Raw genomic sequence first — 18582 nt, 5'->3', positions numbered from 1 at the left:
CGGCCACCGACCGACGGCACGGACCCGCGCACGGACCCCCGCGCACGGCGGCCATTACCGAAGGGCGCGCGGAGGGGATGCGGCAAACTGGGACAGTGACGGCAGGAGTGGAGATCTCACCTCGGGAAGCCGGGGTGCTGGAACTGGTCGGGGCCCATCTCAGCAACGCCGAGATCGCGGCCCGGCTGTGCATCTCGGTGCGTACCGTGGAGAGCCACGTCTCCTCGCTGCTGCGCAAGCTGGAGGTACCGGACCGGCGGGCGCTCGCCCGGCGGGCGCCCGAGCGGGCCGGTCCCGGCCCCTCCCGCCCGGCGCCGGTCCTTCCTGCCGCGCTGACCTCGTTCGTCGGCCGGGCGGGCGAGCGGGCCGAGCTGGGCGAGATGGTCAGGGCGCACCGCCAGGTCACCGCGGCCGGTCCCGGCGGGGTGGGCAAGACCCGGCTCGCGCTGGCGGTGGCCGCGGACGCGGCCGGTGAGTACGCCGACGGGGTGTGGTTCGCCGACCTGGTCCCGGTCGCCGATCCGGGGATGATCGCGGCCGCGGTCGCCGGGGCGCTCGGCCTCGGCGAGCAGCCGGGCCGCGACCTGGCCGAGTCCGTGGTCGCCGCGCTGGCCGACCGTCACGCCCTGCTGGTCCTGGACAACTGCGAGCAGGTGCTGGACGGGGTGGCGCTGTTCCTCGGGCGGCTGCTGGCGGCGTGTCCTCGCGTGACGGTGCTGGCGACCAGCCGGGCCCGGCTGATGGTGCCGTTCGAACGGGTGTACCCGGTCCCGCCGCTGTCGCTGGCCACCGGCGGCGGGTCGGACGCGGTCGCGTTGTTCATGGAGCGGGCGGCGGCGGCCGGCCGGCCGCCGGACCCCGCGTCGCGTGACCGGGTCGCCTCGATCTGCGAGCGGCTGGACGGGATGGCGCTCGCGATCGAGCTGGCCGCCGCCCGGCATCCCGCGCTCGGGCTGGACGGCATCACCGCCGCCCTGTCCCACCCGCTCCGGATGCTCACCGGCGGCTCCCGCGCCGACGAACGGCACCGGTCGGTACGCGCGGCGCTGGACTGGAGCCACGCCCTGCTGGAGCCGGCCGACCGGGCGCTGCTGCGCCGGGTGTCGGTGTTCGTGGCGCCGTTCACCGCCTCCGCCGCCGCGGAGGTGACCGGGTCGGAGGAGGGCCCGGTCGCCGACGGGCTGGCCCGGCTCGCCGAGCAGAGCCTGCTGGTGGTGGCGGCCTCCCCCGGCGGCACGGAGTACCGGGCGCTGGAGACCATCCGCCAGTACGCGACGGAACGGCTCGCCGAGGCCGGTGAGCTGGCCGACGCCCGGTCCCGGCACCTTCGCTGGTGCCTGGCCGAGGCCGCCGGCCTGGCGGTGGCGGGGCGGGACCGGCGGGCCCGGTTCGACCTGGTGGCCGACGACCTCCGCGCGGCCCTGGCGTGGGCGGCCGACCGGCCGGAGCGGCGCGCGGACGCGTACGATCTCGCCCTGCGCCTGGCGGAGCTCACCTTCGCCCGCAACCTGACCGGCGAGTCGCAGCGGCGCCACGAGCAGGCGGCCGCGCTCGCGACCGACCCGGCCGCCGCCGCGTCGGCGCTCCGGCGGGCCGCGGCCGTGGCCGGCTGCCGGACGGCCGGCGACGACATGTACCGCCTGCGCCGCGCGGCCGCGGACGCCGCCCGCGAGTCCGGCGACACCGTCGGCGCCGCCGCCGACCTGGCGACCGCCGCCACCATCGCGTACCGGTTCTCGACCACGTTCGTGCGGGTCCCGTCCCGGGAGGAGGCGCTCGCGCTGATCGCCGAGGCGCGGGAGCCCGCAGGCGACGATCCGGCCGCGCGGGCCGCGGTGGCGCTGGCCGAGGCCGCGGTGCTCACCGACGCGTTCGGCGCCGCCCAGGGCCCGCCCGGCAACGCCGTGCCCGCGACGATCGCGCGCGCCGAGCTCGCGGTCGAGCTCGCCCGCCGGACCGGCGACCCGCTCGCCGAGTCGGCCGCGCTCGACGCGCTCACCGGCGCCCAGAGCTGGGCCGGGGACACGTTCGCCACCGCGGCCACGGCCGGGCGCCGGATCACGCTCCTGTCGTCGCTTCCCGTCTCGCCGGCCGGCACCCACGAGCTGATCGACGCGCTCGGCATGGCCGCCGAGGCCTGCCTCGGCGCGGGGGACGTGCCGGGCGCCCGCCGGTGGGCGCGCCGGCTGGCCGGCCATCCGTCGCTGGCGGAGGCCGGCCACCGCGCCACGTGCCGGTTGCTGATGGCCGACGCGCTGGCGGGCGACGCCGGCGAGGTGCTCGCCGGGAGCGTCCGGTTCCTCGACGCGTGGCGGCGGGCGGGCGGCCCCGCCCTGCCGATCCTCTGCCCGGCCGTGGCCGCCGTGGCGATGATCCACGACCTCCGCGGCGACCGGGACGCCGGGCGCGAATGGCGGGAGGTCCTCGGCCGGCTCGGCAGCCCGCCGGAGCACACCTACGGCTACGGGGCGGTCTTCGACGCGATGGTCCTGCTGCACCGCGGGCGGGCACCGGAGGCGCTGGAGCGGATGGCCCCCGAGCCCGGCCAGGTCTGGAAGTGGGTCACCTGGATCTGGCACCACTGGTACGTCGCGCTGCGGGCCGAGGCCGCCGTGCTGGCCGGGAGCCCCGGCGCCCGCGGCCGCCTGGCCGAAGCCCGGGGCGTCGTGGCCGGCAACCCGGTCGCCGCCGCCATCGTGGAGCGGGCCGGGGCCCTGCTGGACGGCGACCGGGAGGCGCTGCTCGTCACGGCGGGCGCGTTCGACGCCGCCGGCTGCCGCTACCAGGCCGCGCGGAGCATGGTGCTCGCCGGCGGCGACCACGCGGAGCGCGGCGCGGCCGCGCTCGCCGGCCTCGGCCTCGCCCCGATGGCCCCCGCCCCGGGACCCGCGACGCCCCCGGAGAAGGCCTGACCTCCCCGGTCAGAAGGTGGCGATCGGGTTGACCGGGCTGCCGGACGTACCGGCGAAGCGGACCGGCGCGACCGCGAGCTGGAAGTCCCACTGGCCGAGTTCGGTGGCCGTCCTCGCGCACGCCTCCAGGTCGCAGTTGTCGAGCATCCACAGACCCATGGCGACGAGGCTCACGGCGTGAACCGGCATCAGCACGCCTTCGTACCCCGACGGCTGGACGTCCTGGGGGGTGTCGGCGCCGATGAGCGCGACCTCCCGCTCGTGCAGCCACGGCAGGCAGGACGCGTGCCAGCCGGCCTGCGTGAAGCCGCCGACCGCACCGGTCTCGTGCCGGAAGCGGCCGTAGCCGGTCCGCAGGAGGACCGCGTCGCCGGCTCGCACCCGCACACCCTGGCGACGCTCGGCCTCCTCGAGATCCTCGGGGAACACCCCCTGTCCCGGTTCCAGCCACGGCACGTCCCGCGCGCCCGCGACGTCCAGCAGGACACCACGCGTGACGATCCCGTTCGCCGCGGCCGTGACGGACGCCCACGCCGATCCCGTCGCGGCGTCGACCAGCGAGTGCGACCGCCCGTTGTACATCGTGCCGTCCCAGAAGATGTGGCACGGCGAGTCGACGTGGGTGAGGGTGTTGCCGTGGAAGGCGATGCCGAGCCGCTCGGACGAGAAGCCCCAGCGCCGGTCGCTGTGGAACTCGGGCACCGGCATGTTCTCGGCACCCGGCATGTCGGCGGCGCACGGGCACGTCGTCGTCGACCGCTCCATGTCCTCCGGTACGGAGACCTCCCACGCGCACGACACGCTCCTGCCGTGGCGCACGGCCCGCGCCGCCGCCAGCCGGACGTCGTCGGTGATGTGGTTCAGGGTGCCGAGCTCGTCGTCGTCGCCCCACCGCCCCCAGTTCGACAGCGTGTCGAAGTATCCGAGCACGTCGTCCAGTGTGGGCATCGGTCGCCCTGCCGTCATCTCAGCATCGACTCCTCCGGTCACGTGGTTCGAGGCACCGCAGGCAGGGTATCCCGCCCTCTCCTCCGACCTGACCTCGCCGGGGCCGACCCGGGTGCCGGCGGCCCGGCCGGGGTGTGAACACGACCTGACCCGCGCCCGTGCCCATGGCCCGGTGGGAGCTCTGTGGCTCGCCGCCGCCCAGACCGCCGCTTCGATCACGAGCGGTCACCGGGAAAGGCTCAATGCCCGACAGTAATTACGACATTTCCTATTTTCTGGCCTGTTTCTACGTACCGATACGCTTCGACGATCTCCTCCAGCGGATACCGCCTGTCGATGACCGGCGTGAATTCCCCGGACTCGATGAGCCCCTTGAAATACCGGGCCACCTCGGGGTCGCCCTGCTTCGGGATGGGGAAGACGACCTTCCTGCCGCCGAACAGCGGGGTGACGAGTGCCAGGAACAGGTTCTGCGACAGGGTGCCCAGGTCGGAGGCGAGATAGATCCCGCGCGGCTTCAGCAGCCGCCTGCACCGGCCGAACGAGCTCTTGCCGACCGCGTCGATGACGGCGTCGTACTCCCGCTCGTCCCTGGTGAAGTCCCCGGCCGTGTAGTCGACGACCCTGTCGGCCCCCAGCCCCCTGACCAGCTCGACGTTCCTCGTGTCGCAGACCGCGGTCACGCCGGCGCCGAGCCCTTTCAGGAGCTGGACCGCCGCCGAGCCGATGGCCCCGGTCGCGCCGTAGACGAGGACGTCCTGGCCGCTCCGGACGCCCGCCCTCCTGATGATCGTGAGGGCGTAGTGGGAGCCCTCGGTGCTGGGGGCGGCCTCCTCGTAGGTGAGGCCCTCCGGGATGATCGCGAGCGCGCCGTCCTGGGAGATCGACATGTACTGGGCGTGGGCCCCGAACGCGCCCTCGTTGTATCCGAACACCCTGTCGCCGACCTTGAAGGAGGTGACGCCTGCGCCGACCGCCTCGACCTCCCCCGCGAACTCGTTCCCGAGGATTCTCAGCCTCGGCCTGACGAGGCCGGTGAGCAGTCTCCAGATGAAGGGCTTCGCGGCCCGCAGCGCGCAGTCCGTGCGGTTGACCGTCGTCGCGTGGACCTTGACGAGGATCTCTCCGTCCTTGATCGTCGGCTTCTCCGCCTCCGCGAGACGAACCACTTCCGGTGGGCCATACCTGGTGCGGACCGCAGCCTTCATGACCGAATTATAGCTATTACCCGATCATCTGGCGGAAATCTGTTATTCGCCGGACTCTGGCTAAACATGAACCCTTTTCGCCGCGCCTGGACAGGCTTTCTCCCCGGAGCCACACAGGCCGACATGAATACCATGATTCCGCCCGATCTTCGTACGGGCCGGATGTGCTTCCGGCGGTCGCGAAGGAGCGACGGCACCGAACGGGAGGCCGCCGGTGGGCGGGCCGTGATGACGGCCCGCCCACCGGCGGCCTCGGTGGCTCAGTCCGAGCCGGTGACCGTGAAGGTCAGCTCGACCCGGGTCTTCGAGCCGGCACCGGCCAGCGTGACGCCGGTCGTCCCCGGCTTCGCCGTCCCCGGCACGCTGACGGTCTGGCCGGAGATGACGCCGTCGGCGTTCGCGTGCACGGTGACGGAGGTGAGACCGTCACCGAAGCCGATCGTGACCGCCTCCTTCGGCGCGAACCCGGAACCGTCGACGACGATCGCCGTGCCGCGCGGCCCGGAGGTGGTCGACAGCATCACCCTCGGCCGGTAGGTGCGCGCCACCGGCTCCTCGGCCACCTGGACCGTCGCCGCAGCCGCCGCCCGGGAGGACGCGCCGTCGGCGGTGACGGCGTACCGGCCGGGCAGCGTGTCACCGGACGGCGTCAGCGAAGCCTGCACCTCTCCACTCGCCGAGGCCACGACCGTCGAGCCGTCCTCCGGACCGGTGCCGATCCTGAGGGTCACCCGCTCCCCGGCGGCGAACCCGCTGCCCCTGACGGTGATCGGGTCACCGGCGGTGACGGGGGCGGTCGCCGACACCGAGATCGACGGCTGCGCCCCGGCCCGCGTCACGGTCACGGTGAACGTCGCGGTGACGCTCGACAGCGTGTCCCAGCCGGTGACGCGCACCGTGTAGGTGCCCTCCCGGGCGTAGGTGTGCTGCCCGCTCATCGCGCCGGACGGGCCGACCGTGACGTCGGCCGGGACCGTGCCGTCACCCCACTGGACGCGGGCCCGGTAGCCCGCCGGGCCGGGGACGCCGCCGGTCACCGAACCGAGGTCGGCCGACAGGGCCTGCCCCGCGACGGCCTTCCGGTCCTTGGGAGTGGTGCTCGCCAGCGGGACGCCCGCCGTGCCGTCGTCGGCGACGGCGAACACGTGGATCCTGCCCGCCGAGCCCGGCTCCCCGGTCTGCGCCGGCAGGGTCACCGACACGAGCCTCTTCCCGTCCGGGATCCGGTACGGCGCGGTCGCGAACAGGAACGGCTGCGCGTTGTTCCGGGTCGTGCCGAGCAGCCGGTACGCGGTCCTGGCGACCACGATGTTGCCGTAGGACGGCGTGCCGTCGGGGTTGCCGCCCAGCGTCCAGTCGCTCATCTGGATCGGGATGTCGGCCGTGCTCCCGTCGTCGAACGTGGCCGTGCCGGTGGTGTTCTGGTTGCCCTGCGTGCCGGCGCCGACGAACGAGACACTCCTCGCGTCGGCCGGCAGGTTGAGCACGATCTTCTTGCCGTTGCCGGTCGCGTTGTCGGGCCGCCCCGCCGGGACCGCCGGCAGCGTGAAGCGCAGCGCCGTTCCCGGCACCTCGTGCCGCTCGCCCTGGGTCACGCCCGCCGCCGCGAGGGCCGCGCGCGAGTACGCCCACGACTTCGCGTCGCAGTTCGCCGCGAGAACGCCCTCGTCGCCGACGCAGACGGTGTCGAACGCCGCGGCGAGGCTCGACTCCGGCGCGTAGGCCACGTCGACGCCGGCTGTTCCCGACCCCTGGCCGGTGCCGTCGGTCACCGTGACGCTCGCCTGGTAGTGACCGGGCTTGTCGTAGGTGTGCGAGCCGGTGACCTCGTACACGCCCCGCGAGCTCAGGGTCAGGGTGCCCTCGGTGGCCGGGGAGCCGTCGCCCCAGTCCACGGTGGCCCGGTAGCCGCTCGCGGTGCCCCCGGTGACGGAGGCGAGTGCCACCGGCGCCTCGACGCCGGACGTCGCGTTCGCGCCGCTCGCGGGGGTGACCGTGATGGCGCCGCCGCCGAGCTGGACGTCGCCGCCGGCGAGCAGCTCGATCTCGGCGAGGTTCGTCCGCTCGCCGCCGACGGCCTTCGTCACGGCCAGGCGGAACTGCGCGAACCGTCCCGGACGGTCGATCTTGAACGGCCGGGTGTGGTTGCGCCAGGAGAACACCTCGCCCTTGCGCGAGTCGACCGTGGCCCAGGTGATCCCGTCGTTGGAGCCCTGCAGCCGCCAGTCCACCGGGTCGCCGGTGGTCGCCCCGGAGACCGGGTCGCCCTTCCCGCCGCCCTTCTTCTTCTCGGAAGCTCCCGAATCCACGGGCGCGCCCGTGCTCGCCGCGGAGGTGAGGGTGTAGTACACCGGCGTCTGCCTGCCGCCGCGGAAGGCCCAGCTCACCTGCGGGGTGCCGGAGGTGAAGGTCATCTGCGTGGTCGAGGAGTCGTCGAACAGCTTCGACGCGTCCTGCCCGCCGCTCGCGGTCGCGGTGCCGAGACCGGGGCCCGTGGTGTCCTGCAATGGCTTGGGCACCGCTTCGCCCCTGGTCAGCGAAGGCGGCGCGTCCTTCTCGCCGGTGCCCCAGGACGACGGGTTCGGGCCCATCCGGAAGTCGATCGTGCCGCCGCGGACGAGCTCGGAGGCGTCGAGGGACACCTCGCGCTGCGTCTTGCCGTTGACCTTCACGCTCTGCACGTAGACGTTCCGCGTGCTGTTGTCCGCCGCGTTGACGACGATGTCGCCGCTCTTGCGCCGGACGGTCATCCGGGTGAACTGCGGCGAGCCGATGGCCCAGTTGGACGAACCCGCCTGCAGCGGGTAGAGGCCCAGCGAGCTGAGGACGTGCCACGCCGACATCTCGCCGTTGTCCTCGTCGCCCAGGTAGCCCTGGCCGATCTCACCGCCGACGTAGAGGCGCCGCAGGATCTCCCGCACGATCGCCTGCGTCCGCGCCGGCGCCCCGACGTGGTTGTACATGTACGGGATGTGGTGCGAGGGCTGGTTGCTCATGCCGAGCTGGCCCATCCGCACCGCGCGGGCTTCGAGCATCTCGTGGATCGTGCCGCCGTACCCGCCGGGCCTGTCGGCGTTCTCCGGGGTGGCGAAGAACTGGTCGAGCTTCTGGCGCAGCGCCTGCCGGCCGCCGTGCAGGTTGGCCAGTCCCCGGCCGTCCTGCTGCGCGGTGAAGGCGAAGTTCCAGCCGTTGGTCTCGGTGTAGACGCCGCCCCAGTCCAGCGGGTCGGCGGCGAGGAAGTTGCCCGCGGCGTCGCGGCCCCGGAAGAACTTCGCGCCCGGGTCGAAGAGGTTGACGTAGTTGCGGGCCCGCTGCAGGAAGTACTCCGACTCCTCCTTGAGCCCGTCGCGCCGCGCCCTCGGGGTGGCCGGGTCCTTGGCCAGGCCCGCGGCCATGTTGCCGAGGCCGTAGTCGTTGATGAAGCCCTCCAGCGCCCACGACACCGATTCGCCGGTGGAGGTCGGCGTGTAGCCGAGGAACAGCGAGGTCTCGATGCCCTTGCGGCCGACCTCGCTGCGCCCGGACGCGACGGTCGCGTCCTTGACCGCCGAGTCGTACGCGGCGAGCGGGTCGGGCAGCTTGACGCCGTTCAGGTAGGCCTGGGCCAGCGAGACGTTCGCGCTGGTGCCGGTCATCAGGTCGGCGTAGCCGGGCGACGACCAGCGGGCGACCCATCCGCCGTCGCGGTACTGCTGGACGAACCCGTCGGCGATCCTGGCCGCGACGTCCGGGTAGAGCAGCGAGTACGCGGGCCACACGGTCCGGTAGGTGTCCCAGAACCCGTTGTTGACGTAGATCTGCCCGTCGACGATCTTCGCGCCGGTCTGGGTGGCGGTCGAGGTGCCGGTCGGCGCCGACACCGGGCTCGCGTACTGCCAGCGCGGGGCGGCGGCGGTGCCGGTGTTCTCCGACTGCGAGTTCGGGTAGAGGTTCAGCCGGTACAGGTTCGAGTACAGCGTCACCAGCTGCGTCTCGGTCGCGCCCCGCACCTCGACCCGGCCGAGCCGGTCCTTCCACGCGGCGGTGGCGGCGGCCTGGAGCTGGTCGAAGCTCCTGCCGGTGACCTCCATGTCGAGGTTGCGGCGCGCCTGGTCGACCGAGAGGAACGACGTCGCGAGGCGCAGCGTCACCTCCCGCTTCTCCGAGACGTCGAAGGTGGCCGACGCGGCGGAGGACGCCGTCGGCGCCCGGTCGAAGGTGCCGGACACGAACATCCGGCTGCGCCCGGCCGACAGGCCGCTCCCGTTGTCGACCCAGCCGGTGAAGGTGCCGTCCGTGCCGATGGTGAACGTGCCGTTGTGGAAGACGAGGCTCCCGGTGGCCTGCCCGGACGGGAAGGCGAACCGCATCACCCCGCCGTGGTCGGTGGCGGTCATGTCCGCGACCAGGCCGTTCTGCAGCTTGACCCGGTAGAGGTCCGGCCGCGCGATCTCGTCGTCGTGGCTGAAGGCGAGCGCCCGGCCGCTGGGAGCCCCGGTGAGCGGCCCGCCGGCCGGCACCGGCATGATCGACATCTGGTTGCGGTCACCCATCCACGGGCTGGGCTCGTGCGAGATCGCGAGCCCCTCCAGCATGGGCAGGTTGGCCGCGTTGTTGCCCCGCTGGTAGTCGTACTCCCAGGAGTTGGACTCGGCGTTGGTGACCGGGGTGAGGAAGTTGAAGCCGTTCGGCACCGCGGTGATCGGCAGGTTGTTGCCGCGCGAGAAGCCGCCCGTCGAGTTGGTCCCGCGCCGGGTGTCGACGTAGTCGGTCAGCCTGGAGCCGTCGATCGGCGCCGGGACGCCCGTCAGGACGACGTCGTCGAGCCAGCCCTGGAAGCGGGTCGAGGCGGTCGCCTGGGGGTTGTCGTAGGCGAGCAGGACGCGGTCGATCGTCTTGCCGTTCGCGACCGCGCCGATGTCGGAGCGCACCGCGTTCCACTGGTCGGCGTAGAGCACCTTCGAGGCGCCCTGCCCGGCGGCGGTGAGCGGGTAGCCGTGCTGGTCGACGGGCGAGCGCCCGCTCAGGTAGCTGCCGTCGGTGAAGTGCAGGTCGAGGGCCACGTAGGTGGAGGGGTACCCGCCGTCCTGGCCGGTGAACTCGGGGAAGACCTTGTAGGCCAGCCGGGTCTTCGGCCCGACCGGGATGTCGACGTCGAACAGCCGGTTGGTCGCGTACGAGCGGCCGGCCGTCTCGGCGCCGCCCGAGTAGCGCATCGAGGCCGTTCCGGTGAACCCGGCCCGCGGCTTCATGGTGTGGCCGCTCACCGGACCGGTGCCGACGACGCTCACCATCGGGGTGACCGGCGGCCTGACGTCCGAGCCGTCGCTGATGTTCCAGTCGGCGAGCTGGATGATCGAGTCACCGGAGTTCGCGGTGACGTTCAGCCGGTAGTGCTCGTAGGCGGTCGTGTTGGCGAACTCGTAGACGTTGGTGGCGAACCGCCCGCCGAAGCTCTGCCCGGTCCGCCTGTCCAGGTCGGTCCACGTGCCGCCGTCGTCCGACCCCTGCAGGGTGAAGTCCCTGGGGTCGCGGCCCGGGGCGTCGTCGGCGGAGGTGAGCGAGTACCGCACCACCGCCGCGGGCTTGGCGAGCTTGTAGGTCGCCCAGCCGGTACGGGCGAACGCCAGCCACTTGGTCGTCGGGTTGCCGTCCTTGAGGGCCGCGGCGGTCTCGTTCGGCGGGTTCTCCGCGCTCGCGGACACCGCGCCGACCTGGCCGAGCAGGCTGCCGGGCAGTCCGGTCGGGCTCGATCCGCTCAGGTTCGCCTGGATCGGTTTGCCGTCCGTACCGACCTCGACGGTGCTCGTCGCGGGTTGCGGGTCGGGCGACTCGAAGGAGGAGCCGAAATTCCCCGGAGGGGCCGCGGCGCTCGCCGGGGGTACGGCGACGAGCAGGCACAGCGGCAGCGACAGTGCCGTGGCCACGGCGAACCGCCGCAGGGACAGGATTCGGGCGATGGGGGGATGCGACATGGCGGGTGCCTTTTGACTCGATAGGGGCGTCGAGAACGTCGAACGTCGGCGGGAAGGAGGGGAAAAGGAGGAGGAGCCAGACCGTCGCGGCCGGTCGGCCGCGGCAGAGCGCGGGTGCGCCCGCCGGCACTCCGGCACGGCATTCCGGTACGGCTCGCCACGCGGCGGCGTGGTCACCGGTACCGGTGCCGGGACATGGGTCTCAGACCATGCGGGAAGCTCCATGGGGGCACGTGGGGGGAAGGCGTGCTCACGGAGGAGCGCACCCGGGTGTGATCGCGGCCCAGCGTTTCCCCCGGAAGACAACGTTGTCAAGAGCTGATCGGATAACCTCCCGGAAACCGCCCGCTTCCCCGGGCCGCCCGGCCGGGCCGGACGTGTCCCCCGGGCCGACCTCCGGACCCGGTCAGAGGGGTGGCATGCCGGGCGGCGGGTGCTATCGCCGCCCGCACCGGCGTCCTCGCGGGAGCGACGGCTTGGACAACGTTGTCACCACCTCGATCGACGTGTCTGTATGGTTCGTGGCATGACCAGCGACGGCGGCCGTACGAGGCGGCCCACCATGGTGGACGTGGCGACCCGGGCCGGAGTGAGCCTGAAGACCGTCTCGCGGGTCGTGAACAACGCGCCGCACGTCCAGCCCGAGCTGGTCGAGCGGGTGCTCGCCGCCGTGGCCGAGCTGGGCTTCCGCCGCAACCACCTGGCCAGCTCGCTGCGCTCGGGGCAGGCGACCGCCACGATCGGGCTGCTGATCGAGGAGATCGCCAACCCGTTCTACGCGACGATCGCGGGGGCCGCCGCCGAGGTGGCCCGCCAGCACGGCACGATGCTCATCATCGCCAGCTCCGAGGAGGACCCGGCGCGCGAGCAGCAGCTGCTGCGGGACATGTGCGCCCGCCGCGTCGACGGGCTGCTCGTGGTGCCCGCGGGCGACGACCACTCGTTCATGCGCGCCGAGGTCGAGCTGGGTACCCCGGTGGTCTTCCTCGACCGGCCGGCCGGCGGGCTGCTCGCCGACACGGTGCTGCTCGACAACCGCGGGGGCGCGCGGGCCGGGGTGGCCCGGCTCGTCGAGGCGGGCCACCGCCGGATCGCCATCCTGCTCGACTCGATCGGCGTCTACACGATGCGCGAGCGGCTCGACGGCGCGCAGGACGCGCTCGCCCCGGCCGGCGCGCCGTACGACACCCGGCTGGTGCGCGACGGCGTCCGCGATCCGGTGGCGGCCGCCCGGGTCGTCTCCGAGCTGCTCGACCGGCCGGACCCGCCGACCGCCTTCTTCAGCCTGAACAACCGGATCACCCTCGGCGTGATCGAGGAGCTGCACCGGCGCGGCGGCGACGCCGCGGTGCTCGGGTTCGACGACTTCGACATGGCCAACCTGGTCCCGTACCCGCTGACGGTGATCGCCTACGACGCCCGCGAGCTGGCCAGGACGGCCGCCGAGCTGCTGTTCCTGCGGATCGGGGGGGACCGGTCGTGGCCGCGCACCGTGGTGCTCCCCACCAAGCTGGTCGACCGGGGCATCTCCCTGCACTGAGACGCACCGGGCCGCGCCGGGCCACACTGAGCCACACTGAGCCACACTGAGCCGCACCGGGGAGCGCCGGGCCGCACCGGGGAGCCGGCCAAAGGATCATGTGCCGTAAAACTCACTGGGCGTCACGATACGTTACAAAATGGCCACATTGGGAGGGGTCCAATTGACACGCCCGTAACGCGGGTGGAGTCTCTACCCGCTGCCTGCTGACAACGATGTCATGGCCGATCGGAGGGAACCGGAATCGTTATGATCATCGACTTCCGCCCTCCCCCGGCTTCGCGTACGGCGAGGTGGCGGGCACGACGGGGCGGCGGCACGCGTCACCGCCTCGCGGGCGGATCTCGAAAAGAATGAATTAATTTAGATTTTGCGGAAAGCCCCTGGCTTCCGATGTGGTTCAGGCCACAGCAAGCGAACGAACTGATGACGAACCTCCCGGAGGCAACCATGTCGGTGGTGACCTGGCGCGGTCCCCTGCAGCCGGACGCGCGCGGATCCCGCTGCCGGCCCAGAGACGGCGACACCGCCCCGAGGCCGTGCCCAGCGCGGGCCCGGACCGGGGTGAGCCGGTGATGGGCGACGCACCCGTCCTGCTGGAGATGCGTTCGATCACCAAGGAGTTCCCCGGGGTCAAGGCGCTCTCCGACGTCAACCTGGTGGTGCGGGCCGGTGAGATCCACGCCATCGCCGGGGAGAACGGCGCCGGCAAGTCCACCCTGATGAAGGTGCTCAGCGGGGTCTACCCGTACGGCACCTACTCCGGCGAGATCCGCTACCAGGGCAAGGAGAGCCGGTTCTCCGACATCCGGGCCAGCGAGAACTCCGGCATCGTGATCATCCACCAGGAGCTCGCCCTGGTGCCCGGCATGTCCATCACCGAGAACATCTTCCTCGGCAACGAACCGGGCCGCGGCGGCGTGATCGACTGGAAGGTCGCCAACCGCCAGGCGCTGGAGCTGATGGCCCGGGTCGGCCTGGAGGAGGACCCGGACACGCTGATCAAGGACATCGGCGTGGGCAAGCAGCAGCTCGTGGAGATCGCGAAGGCGTTCGCCAAGGACGTGAAGCTCCTCATCCTCGACGAGCCCACCGCCGCGCTGAACGAGGCCGACTCCCAGCACCTGCTGGACCTGCTGCGCCACTTCAAGCAGCGGGGCGTCACCTCGATCATCATCTCCCACAAGCTCAACGAGATCGAGCAGATCGCCGACACCATCACCATCCTGCGGGACGGCCGGACGATCGAGACCCTCGACATCAAGGCGGACGGCGTCGACGAGGACCGGATCGTCCGGGGCATGGTCGGCCGGGAGCTGCACAGCCGCTTCCCCGACCACACCCCCGAGATCGGCGAGGTCTTCTTCGAGGTGCGCGACTGGACGGTCCGCCACCCGATCTCCGCCGAGCGCCTGGTAGTCAAGAACTCCAGCTTCACCGTGCGCCGCGGCGAGATCGTCGGGTTCGCCGGCCTGATGGGCGCCGGGCGCACCGAGCTCGCGATGAGCGTCTTCGGCCGCTCCTACGGCACCTACGTCTCCGGGAAGATCCTCAAGGACGGCCGGGAGATCGTGCTGAAGTCGGTGTCGGACGCCATCGCGCACGGCCTGGCGTACGTCAGCGAGGACCGCAAGTCGATCGGCCTGAACCTGCTCGACGACATCAAGACCTCGATGGTGGCCGCCAAGCTGTCCAAGGTCTCCACCCGTGGCGTGATCGACCCGGTGCGGGAGCACAGGGCGGCCGAGGGCTACCGGACGAGCCTGCGGGTGAAGGCCCCCACCGTCGACGAGGGGGTCACCAAGCTCTCCGGCGGCAACCAGCAGAAGGTGGTGCTGGCCAAGTGGATGTTCACCGACCCCGACCTGCTGATCCTCGACGAGCCGACCCGCGGCATCGACGTGGGCGCCAAGTACGAGATCTACGGCATCATCCAGCGGCTCGCCGACCAGGGTAAGGGCGTCATCGTCATCTCCTCGGAGCTGCCCGAGCTGATCGGCCTGTGCGACCGGATCTACACGGTGTTCGAGGGGACCATCACCGGCAACATCGACCGGAAAGACGCCAGCCCCGAACTCCTGATGAAGCAGATGACCTCAGCGAAGAAGGCACGCCGACCATGAGCCGTGTGAAAGAACTCCAGAAGTCCCTGTTCGGAGGGACGACCTCCAACGCCCGGCAGTTCGGGATGATCTTCACGCTGGTGGCGATCGTCCTGCTGTTCCAGATCCTGACCGACGGCCTGACGCTGAACTCCGGCAACCTCATCTCGCTGGTGAGCCAGTACTCCTACATCCTGATCCTGGCCATCGGGATGCTGATGGTCATCGTCGCCGGGCACATCGACCTCTCCGTCGGCTCGATCGCCGCGTTCGTCGGCATCGTGGTCGCGAAGGTCATGCAGGACTACTCGGTGCCCTGGTTCCTCGCCATCCTGATCGGCCTGGCGGTGGGTGTCCTCATCGGCACCTGGCAGGGCTTCTGGGTGGCGTACGTCGGGGTGCCGGCCTTCATCGTCACCCTGGCCAGCATGCTGCTGTTCCGGGGCGGCAACCAGTACATCGGCAACGCCGACACCATCCCCGTCCCCGAGGGGTTCAGGGTCATCGGCTCCGGCTTCCTGCCGGAGGTCGGCCCGGACACCGGCTACAACAACCTCACGCTCCTGCTCGGCCTGCTGGTCTGCGTGGCCGTGGTGGTCAGGGAGTGGAAGGCCCGCAAGACCAGGCGGGAGATGGGGGCCGACGTCGCCCCGATGTGGATCTCCGCGATCCGGGTCGCCGTCCCGATCGTCGTGGTGGTGTTCGCGAGCCTGCAGTTCGCCGGCGGCCGGATCGGGACCAGCTTCCCGGTCTCCGGGATCATCCTCGGCGTCCTGGTCGTCATCTACGCGTTCATCACCCGCAACACCGCCGGCGGCCGGCACATCTACGCGGTCGGCGGCAACCCGCGGGCCGCCGAGCTGTCCGGCGTGAAGCTCAGGCGGGTCAACTTCCTGGTGATGATGAACATGTCGGTGCTGGCGGCGCTGGCCGGCATGATCTTCGTCGCCCGTTCGGCCGCCTCCGGGCCGCAGGACGGCATCGGCTGGGAGCTGGACGCGATCGCCGCCGTCTTCATCGGCGGCGCGGCGGTCACCGGAGGCCTGGGCACGATCAGCGGCTCCATCGTCGGCGGCCTCGTGATGGCCGTGCTCAACAACGGCCTGCAGCTGATGGGCGTCGGCTCCGACCGGGTGCAGATCATCAAGGGCCTGGTCCTGCTGCTCGCCGTCGCGCTCGACGTCTACAACAAGAAGCAGGGACGCTTCTCGGTCATCGGGTCGCTGACGCGCCCGTTCCGCCGGGAGACACCGAGCGGCCCGGCGTCCGGCACGGAGACGGACCAGGACCGCGGCAAGAGTCCGGTGGCCGGCTAACCGGTCACCGTCGACGGGGCGGAAGGCCTCCACCCCGTCATTCTTCTAAGAAGGGCACCTCTGAAAATGCGCAATATCCTCGTCAAGGGCGTGGCGGCCGGGGCCATCGCGCTTCTGTCGCTCACCGCCTGCGCCTCCGAGCGTTCGCAGACCCCCGCCGCCGACACGGGTGCCTCCGCGGGCGCCTCCGAGGGCGCGAAGGGCTTCGCCGCCGACTCGCTGATCGGCGTCGCGCTGCCGTCGAAGACCTCGGAGAACTGGGTCCTGGCCGGTGACCTGTTCACCAACGGCCTGAAGGAGGCCGGCTTCAAGTCCGACGTGCAGTACGCCGGTGCCTCCTCCACCGTCGCCGACCAGCAGGCGCAGATCTCGGCCATGGTCACCAAGGGCGCCAAGGTCATCGTCATCGGCGCGACCGACGCCGCGCAGCTGAGCACCCAGGTCGAGGCCGCCAAGGCCGCCGGCGCGACCGTCATCGCCTACGACCGCCTCATCAAGAACACCGACGCGGTCGACTACTACATCGCGTACGACAACTTCAAGGTCGGCCAGCTCCAGGGCCAGGCCCTGCTGGACGGCATGAAGGCCAAGAAGGCCGACGGCCCGTACACCATCGAGCTGTTCTCCGGCTCGTCGGACGACAACAACTCGGCGGTCTTCTTCGACGGCGCGATCGAGGTGCTGAAGCCGAAGATCGACGACGGCACCGTGGTGGTCGGCTCCGGCCAGACCGACATCAAGCAGACCGCCACCGACGGCTGGAAGGCCGAGAACGCCCAGCGCCGGATGGACTCGCTGCTCACCTCCACCTACAGCAGCAAGACCCTCGACGGGGTGCTCTCCCCCAACGACACGCTGGCCCGCGCCATCATCACCTCGGTCAAGGGCGCCGGCAAGGACCTGCCCGTGGTGACCGGCCAGGACTCCGAGGCGGAGTCGGTCAAGTCGATCGTGGCCGGTGAGCAGTACTCGACGATCAACAAGGACACCCGCGAGCTGGTCAAGCAGACCATCCAGATGGCCAAGGACCTCCAGGCCGGCAAGGCCCCCCAGGTCAACGACACCAAGTCGTACGACAACGGCGTGAAGGTCGTCCCGTCGTACCTGCTTGAGCCGCTGATCGTGACCAAGGAGAACGTCGTCGAGGCGTACGCCAACGACCCCAAGCTGGCCCCGCTCACCAAGTAGCGGCACCCGGCCGGTAGGCCACACCCGTGGGTCCCCGGAGGCTTGGCCTCCGGGGGCCCACACTCGTTTCCGGACGGCCACCGGCGGAGCACCGACGTCACCTCTTCCAGCTGGCGGGGAGGACGCGGGCACAGCCGGTCGTGCGAACCGTGGCCGGTCACGATCCTGTCGGTAAACTGAGGATTCGTGTCGGTTCTCCGGCAGGATGGGCATTCATGGACGAGCGGCTGACCGTCGTGATCGGGTACCCCCAGTCGGAGTTGCTGGACATCGCCTCGGTGACCACGCCGCTCCACATGGCCAACGAGCTGGGGGCGGCTCCCCGCTACCTGACCCGTCTCGCCACCTCGGGCGGCAGGCCGCTGGCCTGCGACTCGGGCCTGACGCTGGAGAGCCAGGTGGCCCTCGAACGCGTCACCGGGCCGCTCGACACCCTGGTCGTCTCCGGCGGGATCGGCCACGAGGCCGCCGCGGGCAATCCCGTGCTCCTGGCGCACATCCGCCGGCTCGCCGCGGTCAGCAGGCGGGTGGCGTCGGTGTGCACGGGCGCGACCCTGCTCGCCGCCGCCGGGCTGCTGGACGGGCGTCGCGCCACCACGCACTGGAGGTACGCGGGAACGCTCGCCGCCCACCATCCCAACGTCACCGTCGACCCGTGCCCGCTCTACATCCGCGAGGGACACGTGTCGACCGCGGCCGGCGTCACCAGCGCCCTGGACCTGACGCTCGCCTTCATCGAGGAGGACCACGGCCCCCACCTGGCCCGCATCGTGGCGCGCGCCCTGGTGACGTACCTGCAGCGGCCGGGCGACCAGGCGCAGATCAGCATGTTCGTGGGCGCGCCGCCGCCGGAACACCCGCTGATCCGGCAGGTGGTCGACCAGGTCGTCAGCAACCTCGACGGCGACCTGAGCCCCGCGAGACTGGCCGCCCAGCTGAACGTGAGCGAGCGCCACCTGACCCGGCTCAGCCTGGAGCACCTGGGCAGGACACCCGGCCGCTTCATCAGGCACGCGCGCACGCGGGCGGCCGAGCAGCTCCTCGTCTCGTCGTCCCTCTCCGTGGCGGACATCGCGACCCGCTGCGGGTTCGGCTCCACCGAGAGCCTCCGGCAGTCGTTCGTCGCCGAGTTCGGCGTCTCCCCCGCCCGCTACCGCCAGGCCCGGTCGCAGGACTCCCAATAGGGGGACCCCACCCTTCCTCGGCTCTCCTTGACGCGTGGTCCCATTTCGCAACATGCTGTCGCCAATTGGTGAGGACCGCCTGAGAGGCGAGGTGCGCATGCCGACGACCCCGGCCGAGCAGGCCGATCCGACAACGCGAGGACGTCCGGCCACCGCGACCGGCCCGTCCCCGTCCCCGTCCCCGTCCCCGTCCCCGTCCCCGTCCCCGTCCCCGTCCCCGTCCACGAACC

9 protein-coding genes are annotated in these 18582 nt (G+C 71.7%); 6 read left to right on the top strand and 3 right to left on the bottom strand.

The window, feature by feature from the left end:
* The first annotated feature begins 95 nt into the window (after window positions 1–95).
* Window positions 96–2912 (top strand): ATP-binding protein, encoded by a 2817-nt coding sequence (locus tag ACFYWM_RS02070; protein WP_389907429.1) that lies wholly within the window; start codon window positions 96–98, stop codon window positions 2910–2912.
* A 9-nt stretch (window positions 2913–2921) separates the two neighbouring features.
* Here ACFYWM_RS02070 and ACFYWM_RS02065 read toward each other — a convergent pair whose 3' ends face one another.
* The 3 genes from ACFYWM_RS02065 to ACFYWM_RS02055 all read right to left on the bottom strand — a co-directional run bounded on the left by ACFYWM_RS02065 (window position 2922) and on the right by ACFYWM_RS02055 (window position 11022).
* On the bottom strand, window positions 2922–3878 hold the full coding sequence (locus tag ACFYWM_RS02065) for a cyclase family protein (RefSeq protein ID WP_389907427.1): 957 nt from the start codon (window positions 3876–3878) through the stop codon (window positions 2922–2924).
* Between the two features lie 221 nt (window positions 3879–4099).
* Window positions 4100–5068 carry an NAD(P)-dependent alcohol dehydrogenase gene (locus ACFYWM_RS02060; RefSeq protein WP_389907425.1) on the bottom strand — a complete coding sequence of 323 codons (969 nt, stop codon included), beginning with the start codon at window positions 5066–5068 and terminating at the stop codon, window positions 4100–4102.
* A 260-nt stretch (window positions 5069–5328) separates the two neighbouring features.
* Window positions 5329–11022: a GH92 family glycosyl hydrolase gene (locus ACFYWM_RS02055; RefSeq protein WP_389907423.1), complete on the bottom strand. Its 5694-nt coding sequence runs from the start codon at window positions 11020–11022 to the stop codon at window positions 5329–5331.
* A gap of 526 nt (window positions 11023–11548) precedes the next feature.
* Here ACFYWM_RS02055 and ACFYWM_RS02050 point away from each other — a divergent pair.
* The 5 genes from ACFYWM_RS02050 (at window position 11549) to ACFYWM_RS02030 (ending at window position 18352) form a co-directional block, all read left to right on the top strand.
* Window positions 11549–12562 (top strand): LacI family DNA-binding transcriptional regulator, encoded by a 1014-nt coding sequence (locus ACFYWM_RS02050; RefSeq protein WP_389907421.1) that lies wholly within the window; start codon window positions 11549–11551, stop codon window positions 12560–12562.
* A gap of 575 nt (window positions 12563–13137) precedes the next feature.
* The gene (gene mmsA / locus ACFYWM_RS02045; protein ID WP_389907419.1) at window positions 13138–14685 is read left to right on the top strand and encodes a multiple monosaccharide ABC transporter ATP-binding protein; all 1548 of its coding nucleotides are present in this window, start codon (window positions 13138–13140) and stop codon (window positions 14683–14685) included.
* Between the two features lie 5 nt (window positions 14686–14690).
* Entirely contained in the window at window positions 14691–15980 is a 1290-nt protein-coding gene (mmsB, locus tag ACFYWM_RS02040; protein ID WP_389907417.1) for a multiple monosaccharide ABC transporter permease, read from the top strand.
* A gap of 66 nt (window positions 15981–16046) precedes the next feature.
* Window positions 16047–17168: a substrate-binding domain-containing protein gene (locus ACFYWM_RS02035; RefSeq protein WP_389907415.1), complete on the top strand. Its 1122-nt coding sequence runs from the start codon at window positions 16047–16049 to the stop codon at window positions 17166–17168.
* 215 nt (window positions 17169–17383) lie between these two features.
* On the top strand, window positions 17384–18352 hold the full coding sequence (locus tag ACFYWM_RS02030) for a GlxA family transcriptional regulator (protein WP_389907413.1): 969 nt from the start codon (window positions 17384–17386) through the stop codon (window positions 18350–18352).
* The last annotated feature ends 230 nt before the right edge of the window (window positions 18353–18582 follow it).

This window comes from Streptosporangium sp. NPDC002721 (genome assembly GCF_042888905.1).
Classification (GTDB): Bacteria; Actinomycetota; Actinomycetes; order Streptosporangiales; family Streptosporangiaceae; genus Streptosporangium.
Note: the sequence above shows the minus strand (reverse complement) of the source record. Positions and strands in the feature narration are given on the sequence as shown.